This window comes from Devosia sp. P2_G7, assembly GCF_056403495.1.
The window spans coordinates 80,980-98,243 of record NZ_JBFUFI010000011.1; the positions used below are offsets into that span (position 1 = coordinate 80,980).

The 17,264-nt window shown below is 65.5% G+C and carries 14 protein-coding genes; 8 read left to right on the forward strand and 6 right to left on the reverse strand.

The genetic code is table 11. From position 1 onward, the window contains the following. The first annotated feature begins 7 nt into the window (after positions 1-7). Together AC1DWU_RS17440 and AC1DWU_RS17445 are read left to right on the forward strand one after the other, a co-directional pair. The gene (locus tag AC1DWU_RS17440) at positions 8-988 is read left to right on the forward strand and encodes a polysaccharide deacetylase family protein (RefSeq protein WP_477151274.1); all 981 of its coding nucleotides are present in this window, start codon (positions 8-10) and stop codon (positions 986-988) included. Continuing rightward, complete coding sequence (locus AC1DWU_RS17445; RefSeq protein WP_477151275.1) at positions 985-1,881, forward strand: glycosyltransferase family 2 protein; 897 nt, start codon at positions 985-987, stop codon at positions 1,879-1,881. The genes AC1DWU_RS17440 and AC1DWU_RS17445 overlap by 4 nt, the downstream gene beginning before the upstream one ends. 12 nt (positions 1,882-1,893) lie before the next feature. On the opposite strand, the gene AC1DWU_RS17450 is transcribed toward AC1DWU_RS17445, so the two are convergent. Beyond that, positions 1,894-2,670, reverse strand: a complete 777-nt coding sequence (locus tag AC1DWU_RS17450) for a sugar transferase (protein WP_477151276.1) — start codon at positions 2,668-2,670, stop codon at positions 1,894-1,896. A 567-nt stretch (positions 2,671-3,237) separates the two neighbouring features. On the opposite strand from AC1DWU_RS17450, the gene AC1DWU_RS17455 reads away from it, so the two are divergent. Next, positions 3,238-3,687, forward strand: a complete 450-nt coding sequence (locus AC1DWU_RS17455) for a hypothetical protein (RefSeq protein ID WP_477151277.1) — start codon at positions 3,238-3,240, stop codon at positions 3,685-3,687. A gap of 77 nt (positions 3,688-3,764) precedes the next feature. Here the strand turns inward: AC1DWU_RS17455 and AC1DWU_RS17460 are convergent, their stop codons facing one another. The 5 genes from AC1DWU_RS17460 to AC1DWU_RS17480 form a co-directional block, all read right to left on the reverse strand. After that, entirely contained in the window at positions 3,765-4,286 is a 522-nt protein-coding gene (locus AC1DWU_RS17460) for a transglutaminase-like cysteine peptidase (protein WP_477151278.1), read from the reverse strand. Between the two features lie 115 nt (positions 4,287-4,401). Continuing rightward, a complete protein-coding gene (locus AC1DWU_RS17465) occupies positions 4,402-9,168 on the reverse strand; it encodes a tetratricopeptide repeat protein (protein WP_477151279.1) in 4,767 nt (1,588 codons plus the stop codon). 246 nt (positions 9,169-9,414) lie between these two features. Further along, positions 9,415-10,005: a hypothetical protein gene (locus AC1DWU_RS17470; protein WP_477151280.1), complete on the reverse strand. Its 591-nt coding sequence runs from the start codon at positions 10,003-10,005 to the stop codon at positions 9,415-9,417. An 88-nt stretch (positions 10,006-10,093) separates the two neighbouring features. Then, positions 10,094-11,068, reverse strand: coding sequence for a UDP-glucose 4-epimerase GalE (gene galE, locus AC1DWU_RS17475; RefSeq protein WP_477151281.1), 975 nt, complete (start codon positions 11,066-11,068; stop codon positions 10,094-10,096). Next, positions 11,068-12,021 (reverse strand): UDP-glucuronic acid decarboxylase family protein, encoded by a 954-nt coding sequence (locus AC1DWU_RS17480; RefSeq protein ID WP_477151282.1) that lies wholly within the window; start codon positions 12,019-12,021, stop codon positions 11,068-11,070. Before AC1DWU_RS17480 ends, galE begins: the two co-directional genes overlap by 1 nt. Before the next feature lie 307 nt (positions 12,022-12,328). Here AC1DWU_RS17480 and AC1DWU_RS17485 point away from each other — a divergent pair, with 307 nt between their 5' ends. The 5 genes from AC1DWU_RS17485 (at position 12,329) to AC1DWU_RS17505 (ending at position 17,260) form a co-directional block, all read left to right on the forward strand. Continuing rightward, the gene (locus AC1DWU_RS17485; RefSeq protein WP_477151283.1) at positions 12,329-13,825 is read left to right on the forward strand and encodes an ABC transporter substrate-binding protein; all 1,497 of its coding nucleotides are present in this window, start codon (positions 12,329-12,331) and stop codon (positions 13,823-13,825) included. 69 nt (positions 13,826-13,894) lie between these two features. After that, the gene (locus AC1DWU_RS17490) at positions 13,895-14,872 is read left to right on the forward strand and encodes an ABC transporter permease (RefSeq protein WP_477151284.1); all 978 of its coding nucleotides are present in this window, start codon (positions 13,895-13,897) and stop codon (positions 14,870-14,872) included. Further along, complete coding sequence (locus AC1DWU_RS17495; RefSeq protein WP_477151285.1) at positions 14,869-15,714, forward strand: ABC transporter permease; 846 nt, start codon at positions 14,869-14,871, stop codon at positions 15,712-15,714. Before AC1DWU_RS17490 ends, AC1DWU_RS17495 begins: the two co-directional genes overlap by 4 nt. Then, positions 15,711-16,517, forward strand: coding sequence for an ATP-binding cassette domain-containing protein (locus AC1DWU_RS17500; protein WP_477151286.1), 807 nt, complete (start codon positions 15,711-15,713; stop codon positions 16,515-16,517). Before AC1DWU_RS17495 ends, AC1DWU_RS17500 begins: the two co-directional genes overlap by 4 nt. Further along, entirely contained in the window at positions 16,514-17,260 is a 747-nt protein-coding gene (locus AC1DWU_RS17505) for an ABC transporter ATP-binding protein (protein WP_477151287.1), read from the forward strand. The genes AC1DWU_RS17500 and AC1DWU_RS17505 overlap by 4 nt, the downstream gene beginning before the upstream one ends. The last annotated feature ends 4 nt before the right edge of the window (positions 17,261-17,264 follow it).

Here is a 17,264-nt window from a genome sequence, read left to right on the forward strand (position 1 = left end):
AGCGATCATGCTGAGCATTCTCGATCGATTTCGCGGGCGATCCGAACCGGTCATTCTCATGTACCACCGGGTGGCCACGCCGGCCGTCGATCCGTGGGAGATAGCAGTTTCCGCCGACAACTTCGCAAGCCAGATCGAAGCACTTGCCGACCGGCGCACGCTGCTGCCGATGGCCGACTTTGCCGCGCGACAGCTGGCCGGCGCCCTGCCCCGCGACGCCATCGGCATAACCTTCGACGACGGCTATGCCGACAATGTCGCCACCGCGGCACCCATCCTCGCAGCGCACGAGGCGCCGGCCACGTGGTTCATTGCCACCTCATATGTGGGACGCGAGCGCGAGTTCTGGTGGGACGAACTGGCCCGGCTTGTGCTGCTGCATCCCGGGCCTGGGCAATGGGACCTGCCGATGCTGGATCGCAATGTCGGCTTCGGCGGCGACGACGAGCTGGCAGATGCAACGCCGTGGCGCGGCTGGGATCCCCCGGTGACGAGCCGGCAGCGCGTATTCCGCGAACTCTGGGAGTCGCTGAGGCTGCTTGCGCTGCCGCAGATCGAGGCGGCACTCGATGCCATGGGGGAGCAAAGTGCCGCGGCCCCAGCGCCGCCGGAGGACCTTCCCGCAACCGCCGCGGCGCTTCGGCGCTGCACGGAGAGCGGCTTGATCAACCTGGGGGCGCACACGTCTACGCACCGGCCGCTCGCCAGCATCGGGCTCGACGGGGCGCGGGCGGAGATCGCTGAAGGCAAGAGAGCCGTGGAGGCGATCGCCGAAGCGGAGGTCGTGGGCCTCTCCTACCCGTATGGCGATTGCAACGCCGCGGTCGCCGGCCTGGCGCGCGGTGCCGGGTTCGCATGGGCGTGTACGACCCGGAGGGCGGCGATACGACGCCGGGACGACCAGATGCTGTTGCCACGTGTCGCGGTGCCCAACCAGTCAGGCGAGGATTTGCTGCGGTTCATCGATGGCCTTGAGGTAAGGCCATGAGCGGTCCGATCGTCAGCGTCGTCATCTGTTTTCTCAATGGCGCCGAGTTCCTGCCGGCCGCAATCGACAGCGTGCTGGCCCAGACGATGAAGGATTTCGAGCTGTTTCTGGTCGATGACGGTTCGACCGACGGTAGTTCAAAGATCGCGAAGGACTATGCAGCGGTTGATCCCCGGCTAAGCTACCTAGAACACGCCGGACACGTGAACCTGGGTCTCAGTGCGTCACGGAATGTCGGGATCCGTGCCTCAACCGGAGACTTCATAGCCCTGCTCGACGCCGATGATGTCTGGGCACCGGATAAGCTGGACGAGCAGCTGGCGATATTCGCCCTGCATCCGGAACTGGGAATGGTCTGCGGGGCCACCCGGTACTGGAGTTCGTGGGCCGGCGGCGATGATCGGATCGTCCCGTCCGGTCCGTGGCAGGACGTGCCAGTGCAGCCCCCTGACCCTTCGCTCCTCACCTATCCGCTCGGGGGGGCCGACGCCCCCTGCCCGTCCGATCTGCTGCTCCGGCGTTCGCTGGTGCTGGAACTGGGCGGCTTCGAAGAACATTTCCGCCGCCCCTATCACCTCTATGAGGACCAGGCCTTCCTCGCCAAGCTCTACCTGGCAGCACCGGTCTACTTCGCCGGCGAGGTATGGCTCGATTATCGGCAGCATCCGAATTCGATCATCGCAACGCTTGGCACGGGGCCGACCTACCATCAGGTCCGCCGCTATTTCCTTGAGTGGTTCGAGGCCTATCTCGCCGATCGTCCGGCGGTCGATCCACGTGTTGCGGCCGCGGTGCAGCGGGCCCTGTTCCAGTACCGGGCTCCACGGCGATACGCCGCTCTCCGCTGGCTCACTCGCCAGCGGGCGCGACTGGTTCGGCTGATTGACGCCTAACCTGGTCGAGGCCTAGTTGCCGCTGCCCGAAATGAACTCGTCTCGGGCGGTGAGGAAGATGATCCGGAAATCCAGCAGGAGGGAGGCATTCTGGATGTAGGCCATGTCGTGCTCGACGCGTTCGCGCGCCTTGGTCGGATCGTCGGTCGGCCCTCGCAGCCCATTCGCCTGCGCCCAGCCGGTCAACCCGGGTCGAACGCTGCGCCGCATATCGTAGTAGGCGACGAGCGCCCGGTACGGCCTGCCGCCGGCCAGCTGCCCGGCAACGTGCGGACGCGGGCCGACGAACGACATGTCGCCCCGCAGGATGTTGAAGAGTTGAGGAAGCTCGTCCAGGCTCGAGCAGCGCAGCCACCGGCCTATCGGTGTGACGCGTTCATCGCCGAGCACTGTTTGCGCAACACCTGAGTGATCGCACACGTCTACGCGCATGGTTCTGAATTTGTAGAGTTGGAACAGCGTGTCGTTCCGCCCCGCGCGCATTTGCCGAAACAGCACGGGCCCCGGGCTCGTCAGCCTTATCGCCAGCGCCACGCCCAGCAGCAACGGGGCGAGAACTACTATCGCTGCGATAGCCATTACAATATCAACGGCGCGCTTCAGCACCGCATAACAATGGCCAGCAAACGTCGAGGACGCCACGATCGGCATCCCGTCGCGCCACCGCAGCGGCAGTCCGCTGTGATTTGTGACGATGGGCGGCCTTGCTGGGTGTACCGAAGCGATCTGGAAGGTTGCATCCCGACGCAGCGGCTGTCGGGGATTTTGGCCAAATGATATCTCTGCCATGGGCGGCACCTCGCACCCCGGACGTCAGAAGAACCGTCCGCACTCACAGTACTTAAGGCTCCGCAACCCATATGAACTTAACGATATATTAACCAGAAGCGCAAGGACGTAATCACATCAGTGCCTTGTAACGGCCACTAAAAAGCCGACCGGCCAGCCGCCGCGGGCGCATCAAGCATCCAGGTTTTGCCAAGGGTTGGCGTGATCACGAACGATTTACGTCGCCCCGACCGGACAGGCGGAGGCGCGCGCGGGGGCGACTGGGATAATCAGACAAAACAGTTCAGCTTTTCCCCACGACAGTTGTCGTGAGATCGCGGAGCGTCCCCGGCGTGTCGTCGAGCCCGCGGTCCGGGCAGAAATACTCCGCGGTCCGTCTCTGTTTGCTCTATAGCCGAGACAGCACAACTTGGCCTGGCCGCGGCCGGGACCGTAATTGGTCGTCGCCAAGGCCCCGCGATTAACCCTGTCCCGAACTGATTGCCCGGCGCGCCCAGATTTGTTGACTTTCCGCCGAGCGAGGCGCTTACTTAACGAGGTATTAATGTACCGTGTAAGGAAAGCGCTATGAGATGGCTTATTACAGCTGCGGCGGCGCTGGTGTTGTCTCTCCCGGTGGCCGTGCCGCTTCCGGCCCTCGCCCAGAGCAGCACCATAGATGAAGTGATGACGGTCTGTACTGACGTCATCAATCTCCAGTATGAGGACGACCACAGCCGGGATGGCCAGTGCATCAAGGCCGTGGCCGACTTTCTTGGCGTAATCGGGGCCCCCTCGGCGGAGGCTGACCCGCAGATCACTGAACTGATCCTAAAGCTGGTGGAACTGTACCGCGACGATCCGGACTGCAAGATTGCCGAGACTGAATTGCCCGAGGCGATCTCGACAGCGGCCGGCAAGGTGCTCGATGCAGACGTCAAGGCCGAATACATCCTGATCGGCCAGCAGATCGACAGCTGCGATTTCTCACCGACGTCGGCGATCAACCCCATACCCGAGCCGGCCAGCAATAGCTAAGCTGCCGACCAACGAGGTTCGCGAAAAAGGCAAAGGGCCCCTCGGGGCCCTTTTCTCGTTGCGGCAGAGCCGATGGATCAGGCGCCGGTCCACGACTTCGGGTTAGCGCCCGACATGGAGATGATCCGCAGGCCGGCCTGGGCCTTGAGCTTGACCGCGTTGGTGCGGTTGTCGAGCACGAAGTCGCCTTGGCTGGTCTTGACGATGAGGATCGCGTGCCCCTCGCCCGAGCGGGTCTTGGCAAAGGCGATGCGGAGCGCGCCAGGCGGCAGCCCTAGCTTGATCAGCCGGGAACGCTTGGTGACAACATAGTCTTCGCAGTCGCCGCTGCTGGCGTTCAGCGTCCAGACGTCCTTGCCCCGATTGTCGTTCTTGGGGCGGATGGCATTGTTTACCGACAGATTGACGCGCTTGAGCGTCTGCATGGTGGCGTCGGTCATCGGTACCGAGGACTTGCCACCAGGCTGGCACTCACCGGGGTTCTTGATACAGAAAATCTTGAAACCGAGCGGTGACTGGGCGCCCGCTGCCTGAACTTCCACCGTGCCCGCCAGCATGGCGATCACGAGCGCTATTGCAACCATCAATCTGGATTTCATTCCGCCATCCCCTCATTGGGCACGGCGGCACAATGACGCTCCCGGATTTCCGGGCATTTTCAGGTATCCGGCGCATTTTAGCTAATTTGCGCCGGTCAAACTTTCCTATCAGACGTCATTTCAACGTGCTGACCACGACCTCAACAGCAGCAGGACCGAGCGGCCCTGCATCGCAGGCGTTCGCCTTGCCCTTGCTCACGCACAGTTCGCGAATGCCGCGGATGGTTGCCCCGGTCAGCATGCCATCAGGCGTGCCCTCGAAGAGACCCTGCTGCCGCAGCAGCTCCTGCACGACAAAAACGTACGCGTTCTCACTTAGGCCGCGCAATCGCGGCAATAGCATGGCGCGTCTTGGCAGATCGAGCTTCATGAACCGTTCGGCAGCCTCAGCGTAGGCGGCGGGAGACTTGCGGCTGGCGGCGTCGAGCAGCATCTGTTCGAACAGATGATCCTGCGGATCGAGCTTGGTCTCGACCTTGGCCAACATGACGCGCGCCGTCGACGGATCGCGGGCGACGCCGTCGGAGCCCTCGAGCAACAGCGCGATCAAGCGGCGCGCTGCCGCGACGTCACCGGCGTCGACCGCGGCCTTCAGCACCGAGACGGCAGCAGCGGGATCGGGGGCTATGCCATGTCCGGCGAGCAAAGCATCAGCCAGGCGCATCGAGGCGTCAGGCACGCCGGCCTCTGCGGCGCGGCGCAGCAACGCGATACCGGCGTCGGGCGGCTGCCCTTCCATGGCGCCATCGAGATAGCCCATGGCAAGCGAGAACAGCGGGGTCGCATCGCCATCGATCGCCGCCTGAATGAAGTGACTCTCGGCTTTGGGCAAATCGGGCACCAGTCCTGGTGCGCCGAGGTAGAGGGTGCCGAGTTTCGCGAGAACGCCGTGATTACCTGCCGCTGCGGCTTTCTCGAAATAGTCGGCCGCCCTGGCGCTGTCCGCCGAGGCGCTGCCGGGGCTGAACGCATCGCCCAGCGCCGCGTAAGTATCCGGTCCCAGATCGCCATCGAACTGGTCGTAGTAGGAAGCGGCCACACCGAGATCGCGAGGGACCGGCCCGCCCTCGAAATAGAGATCGCCGAGGCGACGGGCCGCCTCTGCATCGCCCTTGGCCAGCGCTTGCTCGTAGTAGGACACGATGCGGGTGGCGTCGGCACCTTGCTCGGCGAAACCGTCGCCGAGGCGCAGCAGGACATCGGCTCCGAGCTGACCGGTGGCGGTGTCGTAATAGCCGCCGGCCTTGACGATGTCGGCGGCCACCAGCTTGCCGTCGAAATAGATGTCACCCAAGCGCAGGGCCGCCGCAGTTTCTCCTCCGGCACTGGAGGCCTGGTAGTAGGCAATGGCCTTGTCGATATCCGCGGGCACCCCGTTGCCATCGCGATAGCGATCGCCAAACGCCAGCGCGGCGTTGGCCGGCACACCGTCAGGCGATTTCAGGTAGAAGGCTTCCGCCTTCGCCATGTCGGCAGGGACGAGCTTGCCTTCGAAGTAGAGATCACCAAGACGCCCCAAGGCCGCGTTCTCGCCGGCCGCAAGGGCGGCCTCGTAGTATTTGAGTGCCGCCGCACCGTCCGGGGCGCCCAGCTTGCCGTCGCGCAACTGATCGCCAACGGAAAGCAGCGCCTTGGTCGGCACGCCTCCAGGAGCGTCGAGGAAATACCTCGCCGCCTTGGTCTCGTCTTTGGCCACCAACTCGCCGTCGAAATAGAGATTGCCGAGGCGGTCGGTCGCGGCTGTCACCCCGCCCTCCAGTGCGGCCTGGTAGTAAGCCACGGCGCGGTTGCCGCCGCTTTCACGCCCCTCGCCGGTGAGCAGTGCATCACCGAGTTCGAGCAGGCGCTGCGGCGGCACCAAAGCTGGCGCCCGATCATAGTGGTCGGCGGCGCCGACTGCATTTCCGGCCGCGAAATCGAGATCACCCAGCCGTACGGCTGCGGCCAACTGCCCATCAGCCACGGCACGCTCGAGGAGATCGGTCGCCATCGGCACATCGGGACTGCCCATCAGCCCCGACAGGTTGGCCTCGGCGGTCGCAATCAGCGCCTTGGCCGGGATGCCCGCCTCGGTCTGCTCGTAATATCCGGCGGCCTTCGCGATATCCTGTGGCAGCAGAACGCCGTCAAAATAGACGTCGCCCAGGCGGGCGGCGGCGTCGGGTGATCCCGATGCGAGCGCGCGCTGGTAAAGCGCGATGCTTCGCTCGGCGCTGACTGCTACTCCATCGCCATCGCGATAGAGATCGCCGAGGGCGAGCAGCGATGCCGGGTCGGCGAGATCTCCGGCGGCGGCGAACTCGTCATATGCCCGAGCGATGTCGCGTGCCGTGCCGTTGCCCTTTAGGTGGACGTCGCCCAAGCGAGCGGCAGCGAGTTTGTCGCCGGCCTGCAGTGCGGCATCGTAATAGGCAATAGCCTCTGCCGGCGCCTCGGCCAGGCGCATGTCGGCTACGGCAATCAGTGCCTTGGCCGGAACGCCGCCGGCCGACTGCTTGTAGAAGTCCGCCGCCTTGGCGACGTCCTGCGGCACCAGTCCGCTATCGAAGTAGAGGTCGCCGAGCCGAGCGGCCGCGGTTGCGTCGCCGCGCGCCAGAGCCTCCTCGTAGAGCGCGGAGGCCTTCTCCGCATCGACCTGCCCCGTCTTTCCGTCCCGGTAGATGTCGGCCAGCTTCAGATAAGCGTCGCGCTCACCCGCATCGGCGGCGAGCTGATAGTTGTCGGCCGCCGCTACCGGGTCAGTGGTGGCCAGCAGGTCGCCCAGCCGCATGCCGGCCCGGCCCGCCTCAACCTTGCGCGCTGCCCTGTAGTATTTGGCTGCCTTGTCGACATCGACGGCAACACCGGCACCGTCGCGATACATGTCGCCGAACGCCAGCAGGGCCTTGTGCGGCACACCATCGGGCGACTGCAGGTAGTAGGACTCCGCCTTGGCGAGGTCCTGCGGCAGCAGCGCTCCGCGGAAATAGATCTCGGCAATCTCCAGGGCAGCGCCCTTCTGGCCGGCGTTCAGGGCTCGGTCATAGAGGAAGACCGCGCGCGCCGGGCTCGGTTCGACCAGCACGCCGTCGCGGAAAATGCTTGCAAGGCGCATCAGCACCTTGTCCGGCACGCGGTCCAGCGCGTTGTCGTAGTAGGTTGCCGCCCGCGCCGGATCGGCGCCGACGATGTTGCCCTCAAGGAACAAATTGCCGAGCCGGATAGCGGCGTCGGAATCGCCGGCGGCCAACCCCTTCTCATAGCTGGCGACGGCCTGCTTGGCGTCGAGCGCGACCAGGGTGCCGCTGCTGTAAAGGTCGCCCAGGCGCGTCCAGCCGGCGCCGATGCCGGCCTCGGTCGCCTTCTCATAGAAACCGATGGCCCGCTTGGCGCTGCCCTTGACGAGCCGGCCGTCGCGATAGAGATCACCAAGCCGAAGCGCCGCGTTGCCGTCCCCAGCGGCCAGGCCAGCCTCATATTCGGCTACGGCCTTGTCGGTGTTCTGCTTAACACCGGCGCCTTCGCGGTAGATGTCGCCGATCTTGGCGTGACCGCCAATCACGCCGTGTTCGATGGCCGCGGTGAAACTAGCTATCGCGCGCTCCGTGTCGTGGCCCGCGAGATAGACCTCGCCGAGCCGCATCGCGGCATCGGCTGTCCCTTGGTCGAAGGCTGCCTGGTAGTATTCGACCGCCTTGGCATCGTCGCGCGGCACCAGCTTGCCGTTGCGGTAGAAATCCCCCAGCCGGAGGAGCGCGCCGCGATCGCCGCCGTCTCGCGCCACATTCAGGTATTTGAGCGCATCTTCGGCGTTACCGGCGGCTCCCGCCATGTCGGCCAGCCGCATGGCACCGGCGAAATTCTTGAGTTCGAGAGCCTTGAGATAGTAGCCGCGCGCCCGCTCGGGGTCGGCCACCACGCTCTTGCCGGACGCGTACAGGTCGCCAAGCCGCAATGCGCCGGCGGCATCGCCCTGCGCCAGGGCCTCGTCAAAGTAGCGCGTGGCTTTGTCGATATCGGCGGGCACCAGTTTGCCGTCATTGAAAATGTCGCCGAGACGGACCAAGGCGTCGCGCTGGCCGGCGGCCTTCGCGCGATCGTAGTAGCCAAGGGCTCCGGCCGCATCACCTGCGGCGGCCTTGATATCGCCAAGCCGCACCAGCGCGGCATTGTTGCCCGCGGCCAGCGCTGATTCGAAATATTCTGCCGCCCGCGACTCGTCCTTGGGCACGTATTTGCCGTTGCGGTAGATCTCGCCGAGCGTGAGAAAGCCCGCCGGCTGTCCCTTGGCCGCGGCTCCTTCGAAGTAAGCCAGCGCCTTTGCGACATCCGCGGGGATGGCATCGCGGCCGGCGATGTAGACGTTGCCGAGCCGCAGCCCCGCGCCGGCGTCTCCGGCGTTGAACGCGGTTTCGAAGTACTGGACGGCCTTGGCGGCATCGGCGGTGACGCCGGTGCCATCAAGGTACAACTGCCCGAGCTTTACGAGCGCCTCGTTCTTGCCGGCCGCGGCGGCCTGTTCGTAGTACGCGACTGCCTTGGCAGGGTTCGCGGCAATTGCTCCGTTGCCGGCGATGTAGAGGTCCGCGAGGCGAATGGCGCCGGTGGTGTCGCCGCTATCGAGCAGCCGCTCGTAGTAGGTGATCGCACGGTCGAGATCGACCGGCATACCGACGCCTTGCCGATAGAGATCGCCCAGTCTCTGTAGCGCCGGCTGCTCACCAAGCCGGAGCGCTTCCTCGTAGTAGGCGGTGGCACGCGGGCCATCGACATCGATGATCTTGTTCTGGGCGAAGATATCGCCGAGCAGGAGGATGGCGCTCGCGTTGCCGGTGTCCCCGATGACGTCGAGCTCGGCGATCGCCTGGCAGTATTGAGCGCCCTGAGCCGGATCGCGGAGCATCTGCCGCAACTCATTCAGTGGACGCACCGTGCGCGGGGCCGGCGGGATCTGGCTGGCCTCACATCGTTCCTGGGCGCTGGCGCTCGATAGGAAGAGGCCGGGAACCACAATCATTGTGGCCAAAACAACAAATCTGCCAAGAGTCACGGCCATCGCACGCCCCTCCATTTTAAGACGACGCTAGCGCTCTATTGCACCACCGTTCCAGTCAATTTTGTCTCCGAAGCACGACCGGCTCTATCAACTTCAGGTGCCCGACCGAATTCCGGCCCGGAGGAAGGCATCATCTACAAGCTCGTCGCGACCGGCGAAGTGATCGAGGTCGCCTTCAACCCTGTGCACCCCCTCGGTGAGGAAGTAGAGTTCGTCGACCTGTTGCATGATCGGCAGCACGTCCTCGCCCGCATCGACGGCATCGAACAGGTGGTCCAGCAAGGTATCCACGGTGACCGTCGCGTCGCTGCTGTACATCGCCTCGGCCCGGTCCCCGGGCCAGTTGGCGCCGCCGCTCTCGGCAAGGTAGCGCAGCGAGATCAGGAAATAGCTGCCCTCGGCGATGAGGTCGCGGCGGAGCTCAGCGGTGTCGCGCGCGGTCGGCCCAGCCGTGCCGACCGCGCGTACGTCGGCGGCGAGCAGCGCGGGAACGTCGGTGGAAGAAATGACGCCGTAGGTGGCGCGGATCATGAAGAGAACCGCTCGCTGCGACACGTAGTGGCGGGCCGCCTCTTGCGCGAGCTCGGGACTAGCCTGCACCGGCCGCGCCGGGACGTCGGCGGCGACGGCGGGAATAGCAGTCCCGAGAAATGCCAGAAGCGCGGCGATCGCATAGTATCGCATACCAATACTCCATAGATGCCGCAGCGAGGTTCCTAACACGGGCTTGCCAGAAGCGGCGCGCGGCATGGCACAATATTGGCCGGTAAGGTTAGCGCCGGAGCCGCGTCTCCCAGGCCCAGGCGCTCGCGACCATCGCGTCGAGCCCGGGATATGCCGGAGTCCAGCCGAGCAATGAGCCAGCCAACGCACTGTCGGCCCACAGTTCGGGCGGATCCCCTGCCCGTCTCGGGGCCAGTTCGTGCGGAACCGGGCGACCGACCACGCTCTCCACGGTGCGGATGACATCCAGCACGCTGTGAGGTCGGCCGGTGCCCAGATTTACTGCGCGGGATTGGCCGCCCCTCACCAGATGCTCGAGCGCGAGGACGTGTGCAGCCGCGAGATCGGAGACGTGGACGTAGTCGCGCAAAGCGGTGCCGTCGGAGGTGGGGTAGTCGGTGCCCATGACCTTGAGCGGCAAGCCGGTGCCGGCGGCCGCCTTGAGGGCCAGGGGGATCAGGTGCGGCTCGGGCTCGTGCATCTCGCCGATCTCTCCCTCCGGATCGGCTCCGGCGGCATTGAAGTAGCGCAGCGCCATCCAGTTGAGGCCATGCGCCGCTCCGGTCCAGTGCAGCAGGCGCTCACAGGCGAGCTTGGTTTCGCCATAGGGATTGGTCGGCTGCTGCGACGTGGCTTCAGTGATGGGCAGCAGTTGCGGCACACCATAGGTGGCGCAGGACGACGAGAAGACGAAGGCTCCGCAAGCCGCGCGCTGCGCTGCTTCGACGAGGCAGAGCGTGCCCAACACATTGTTATCGTAGTAGGCGAGCGGCGCCCGCATCGAGTCCCCGACATAGGCGGAGGCAGCAAAGTGCATCACCGCCTCGGGCCGGAGTTCGGCGAAGAGCACCCGCAGGCGCTCGCGGTCGCGGATGTCGGCCTCGTGTAGCGGGCCCCATCGAACGGCCTCGCGGTGACCGGTCGAGAGATTGTCGATTACGACGGGCTCGTGCCCGGCAATAGCCAGCGCCTTGGCAGCGTGGCTGCCGATGTATCCTGCTCCACCAACCACAGCGACGCGCATCAGGCCGCCAATAGTTCACGGAAGTACGCGATGGTGCGGCTCATTCCGGCCGCCAGCTCGACCGTCGGAGCCCAGCCGAGTTTCTCGCGGGCCAGGGCGATATCGGGACGGCGCTGGCGCGGGTCATCTGGAGGGATGGGCAAGAAGACCAGTTCCGAACGGCTGCCGGTCTGCTGGATGACGATCTCGGCCAGTTCGCGCATCGTGAACTCACCGGGATTGCCGATATTGACCGGCCCGGGGACATCGCGCCCCGTCTCCATCAGCCTGACCATGCCTTCGATGAGGTCGTCGACGTAGCAGAAGCTGCGCGTCTGGCTGCCGTCGCCGTAGATGGTCAGCGGCTCGCCACGCAGCGCCTGGACAATGAAGTTGGACACTACGCGGCCATCGTCGGGCTGCATGCGCGGCCCGTAGGTATTGAAGATGCGCATCACCTTGATATCGAGCTGGTGCTGGCGGTGATAATCGAAGAACAGCGTCTCGGCGCAGCGCTTGCCCTCGTCGTAGCAGGCGCGCGGGCCGATCGGGTTGACGCGACCCCAGTACTGTTCGGTCTGCGGGTGAACCTCGGGATCGCCGTAGACCTCGCTGGTCGAGGCCTGAAGGATGCGTGCGTTCAGCCGCTTGGCGAGGCCCAGCATGTTGATGGCGCCATGAACGCTGGTCTTGGTGGTCTGCACCGGATCGCGCTGGTAATGCACCGGCGAGGCGGGACAGGCCAGATTGTAGATCCGGTCAACTTCTACATAGAGCGGGAAGGTCACGTCGTGCCGGAGCAGTTCGAAGCGCGGGTGACCGAGCAGGTGGCTGATATTGGCCTTTGTACCGGTGTAGAAATTGTCGGCGCAAATGACCTCGTGCCCATCCGCGATGAGCCGGTCGCAGAGGTGGCTGCCGAGGAAGCCGGCGCCGCCGGTCACCAGTATCCGTTGCACCGCACCGTTTCTCATGGCGCGCCTCCCCCTTATGCACCGCGCCGCCCGTGGGCGCTGGAACCAAACCTAACGCAGCGTAACCGCAGACGCTCTGAAAAGCTTGCAATATCTGTAACTTCCGGGCGGCGTGGCGCCGGCCAGCGCCACGAGGAACGAGATTTTCTATTCGCGGGTCGGCAGCGAAGGGCGTTCCGCTACGGGCGTCGCGAACAGTTGGATTAGACTAGTAAAAGCATAGGGTTTTGAGCGGCAACGGGGTATCTAGATACCAATGTGAGACCGCTTTCATGCATCGGTCCACGCCGAACAAGGAGTTCCCCGAATGAACCAGATTTCCATCCGCCGCGCGCTGGTCGCCGCAACGCTGCTTGGCAGCGTTGCGCTGGCGCCGCTAGCCATGGCGCAGGAGTTCGATGCCAACGCTACGATCCGTATCGGCTCGCTGTACGAGCCGCAGAACCTCGACAACACCGCCGGCGCCGGCCAGGGCATCAACGAGGCGTTCAACGGCAACGTCTACGAAGCGCTGTTCCAGCTGACCGATGCGGGCGCCGTGGAGCCCAAGCTCGTCGACAGTTACGCCGCCAGCGAAGACGGCCTCACCTACACCTTTAAGCTGAAGCCGGGCGTCACTTTCCACTCGGGCGATCCGCTGACCGCGGCCGACGTGAAGTACTCGATCGAGCGCGTCACCGCCGAGGCTTCGAAGAGCTCGCGCAAGAAGAGCCTCTCGACCATTGCCGGCATCGAGACGCCGGATGACCAGACCGTGGTGATCACGCTGTCGGCCCGCTCGATCTCGCTGCCCTACAATCTGAGCTACGTCTGGATCGTCAATGACAAGGCGACCGACATCACCGCGACGGAAGACGGCACCGGTCCCTATACGCTCGGCGAATGGCGCCGCGGTTCGGCGCTGGCGCTGGCCCGCAACGACAAGTACTGGGGCACCGCACCGAGCAATGGCGAAGTGATCTACACCTACTTCACCGACGCGACGGCGCTGAACAACGCGCTGCTGACCAACGCGGTGGACGTGATCACCTCGGTGCAGAGCCCGGACTCGCTGGCGCAGTTCGCCGGCAACCCCGCCTACACGGTGACTGAGGGCGCTTCGACCACCAAGGAACTGCTGGCCTGGAACGACCGCGTCCCGCCGTTCGACAACGTCAAGGTGCGCAAGGCTCTGGCCAAGGCGACCGACAAGGCGAAGCTGCTCAACTCGATCTGGGGCGACTACGGCACGCTGATCGGCTCGTTCGTGCCGCCGACCGACCCGTGGTACGTCGACCTGACCGGCGTCGATGCCTATGACGTCGATGCGGCCAAGGCGCTGCTGGCGGAAGCCGGCTACCCGGATGGTTTCGAGTTCACGCTCGATACCCCCGACTACGACCCGCATCCGATCGTCGCGCAGTTCCTGCAGGCCGAGTATGCCAAGGTCGGCGTGAAGGTGAACATCAACGTCATCACCGCCAACGAGTGGTACGAGAAGATCTACAAGGCGCACGACTTCCAGGCGACGCTGCAGGAGCACGTGAACCACCGCGACATCGTGTTCTACGGCAACCCAGACTTCTACTGGGGCTACAACAACCCTGAGGTGGTGAAGCTGATCGCCGACAGCGAGAGTGCGGCGACGACCGATGAGCAGACCGCCAAGCTGCTGGAAGCCAACAAGCTGATCGCCGAGGACGCGGCCAGCAACTGGCTCTACCTCTACCCGCAGATCGTGGTGTCGGCGGCCAATGTCACCGGCTATCCGGTGAACGGGCTGAACTCGCAGTTCTTCGCCTACGGGATCCAGAAGGCGAAGTAAGCTCTGGGTCGCAAGACCCCGGTCCATGACGACGAGGGCGCCGCACGCTAGAGTGCGGCGCTCTCATTTTTGCGAAGGCCGTCTTCCATTCTTACCTACCTCCTCCGCCGTCTCGGCATCCTGATCCTGTCGCTGTTGATCGCGGCAGTGGTGCTGTTCGTACTGCTCCGGCTGCTGCCGGGCGATCCGGCCAATGCGCTGCTGGGCGTCGGCGCCACCGAGGCGCAGATCGAGGCGGCGCGGAGCCAGGTCGGCTCCGACCAGCCGTTGACGACGCAGTTCGTGACGTTCGTCGGCAACCTCGCGCGGTTCGACCTGGGTACGTCGTTCGTCAGCAAGGCCAGCGTCCTGGGTGAGATCGGCAACCGGCTGAGCGTGACGCTGCCGCTGACGATTCTGGGGTTCGTGCTCGCCATCGTCATCGCGCTGCCGCTCGGGATCATCGCGGCGGTGAAGGGGGACCGGTGGTACGGGGCGGCGATTTCGATCGTCAGCCAGCTAGGGATCGCTATTCCGGTGTTCTGGCTGGGGATTCTGATCGTCACGATCTTTGCCATCAACCTCAGGCTGTTTCCGTCCGGCGGCTTTCCGCTGAAGGGGTGGGCCAATTTCGGCGAGGCGGCGGTAGCATTGGCGCTGCCAGTGTTGACGGTGGCGCTGGTGATCGCGGCGTCGCTGCTGCGCTACGTGCGCTCGGCGACGCAGGACGTGATCGGCAGCGACTACATCCGCACGGCGCGGGCGCTCGGCTCGGGCTTTGTCGAGGCGCTGGTGCGGCATGGCATCCGAAACGGGGCCGTGCCGGTGATCTCAATCCTTGGGATCGAGCTCGCGACGACGTTCCTTGGCGCCGTGGTGGTGGAGAAGGTGTTCGCACTGCCGGGGCTCGGCTCGATGCTGCTGCTCGCCATCCAGCAGCGCGACTATCCCAACGTGCAGGGCGTGCTGTTCATTTCGACGCTGCTGGTGCTGCTGATCGGCTTTGCGGCGGACCTGCTGCAGCGCTTCATCGATCCACGGCTGCGCGGCCGGGCGGGTGCGCCATGAGCGCGGTCGTGGCAACTGCGCCGCGGTGGCGCGGGTCGTGGATGCTGTGGCTCGGCTTCGCGCTGGTTGCCATCCACGTGGCTGTGGCGCTGCTGACGCTGGTATGGACGCCATACGATCCGACGGCGCTGACCGGCGGACGGCTGGCGCCGCCATCGTGGGAGCATTGGGCTGGGACCGACCGGCTGGGCCGCGATTTCTTCACGCAGATCATGATCGGCTCGCGCATCGCGCTGATCGTCGGCTTCGGCGCGGTGGCGATCGGCGGGCTGATCGGGGTGACGCTCGGCATGCTGGCGGCGTTCGCGACGCGGCTGCTCGACGATGCGCTGGCGGCGACGCTCGATATTCTCATCGCCTTCCCTACCCTGCTGATCGCCATGCTGGTGGTCGCGGCCAGCGATACCGCGAGCCTCGGCACGGCGATCCTGGCGCTCGGCATCGCGCTGTCGGCGATCGTGGCGCGGCTGACGCGTATCCTCGCCAAGCGGGTGCTGCTGATGGACTACATCACGGCGGCGCGGACCTCCGGCACCTCGTGGCTGGGCATCGTGTTCCAGCATGTGCTGCCCAACATCTGGCCGACGCTGTCGGTGAACTTTGCGCTGCAGTTCGGCCTCGCGGCGATTGCCGAGGCGTCGCTCAGCTACCTCGGGCTGGGGGCGCCGCCGCCGAACGCCAGCTGGGGCCGGCTGCTGCAGGAAGCACAGGGGACAGTGTACACCGCGCCAATCGGGGCGATCGCGCCGGGCATCGCGCTGGTGTCGCTGGTGATTGGGATCAACCTGCTGGCGGATGGGCTGCGCGATATCGGCGACCCGACGCGGAGGGGTTCGCGATGAGCCTCCTCACGATCGACAAGCTCAATCTCAGCGTCGACGGCAAGCCGCTGGTTTCCGATCTCTCATTCTCGATCGCGCCCGGCGAGCGGCTGGGGCTGATCGGGGAATCGGGGTCGGGGAAGTCGCTGACGGCGATGGCGGCGACGGGGTTGTTGCCGCGGGCCATTGCCGCGAAGGGGTCGGTGCTGCTGGGTGGGCAGCAGGTGATCGGGGCGCCGGACCGGGTGCTCGACGGGCTGCGCGGCACGGTCGCGGCGTTCGTGTTCCAGGAACCGCTGACGGCGCTCGATCCGCTGCTGCGGGTGGGCAAGCAGGTGGCGGAGCCGCTGCGGCGGCGGGCGCGGCGCGATGGGCGTGAACTGTCGGGCGGCGCGCTGGATCGCGAAGTGCTGGCGCTGCTCGAGCAGGTGGCCCTGCCCCAGCCCGAGCGGATTGCGCGCTCGTATCCGCACGAGATTTCGGGTGGGCAGCGGCAGCGGGTGGCGATTGCCATGGCGCTGGCGTGCCGGCCGCAACTGCTGATTGCCGACGAGCCGACCACGGCGCTCGACGTGACGACGCAGGCGGAAATCCTGAAGCTGCTGGACGGGCTGGTGCGGGAGCGCGGCATGGCGCTGCTGTTCATCAGCCACGACCTGCCGGTGGTAGCGGAGATGGTCGACCGGGTGGTGGTGATGAAGGCGGGCGTGGCAGTAGAGGCCGGGCCGGTGGGCGAGGTGTTCGGCGCACCGCAGGACGACTACACTCGCTCGCTGGTGGCAGCTGCCAAGGCGTTCGACGACGCGCTGGAGGGCACGCCATGAGCCTCGTCAGCGTCGAGAATGTCAGCTTCGGCTATAGCCGCGAGCGGCTGGTGCTGAATGACGTGTCGCTCAGCATCCGCGCTGGCGCCAGCGTCGGGCTGGTGGGCGAGTCCGGATCGGGCAAGACCACCCTGCTCCGGCTGCTGCTCGGATTGACCAAGCCGAGCGCGGGGCAGATCCGGTTCGATGGCAAGAGCCTCGAGACCGGCAATGGCGGCTTCATGCGGGACTATCGCCGGCAGGTGCAGGCGGTGTTCCAGGACCCATACTCCTCGCTCGATCCGCGACAGAACGTGCTCGGCATCGTCTCGGAGCCGCTGCGCTCCCTCGGTATTCCCGGCGACCGGCGGACGCTGGTCGAGGCGGCGCTGGTTTCCGTGGGGCTGGAGCCGGGCATTCTCGGACGCTATCCGCACGAGTTCTCGGGCGGGCAGCGGCAACGTATCGCCACCGCGCGAGCTATCGTCGCCAAGCCAAAGCTGCTGCTGGCGGATGAGGCAGTGAGCGCGCTCGATCTTTCGACCCGCGTCCGCATCGTCGAGCTGCTGAAGCGGCTGGCGGCGGACATGACGCTGGTATTCGTATCGCACGATCTCGGTGTGGTGGCGGCGCTTTGCGACGAGATGGTAATCCTCGAAAAGGGCCGCATCGTCGAGGCCGGCGCCACTCGCAAAATCCTCGCCGACCCCCAACATCAATACACCCGGAAACTGCTCGGCAGCGTTCCGCGGATGCCAGCCTGAGCCA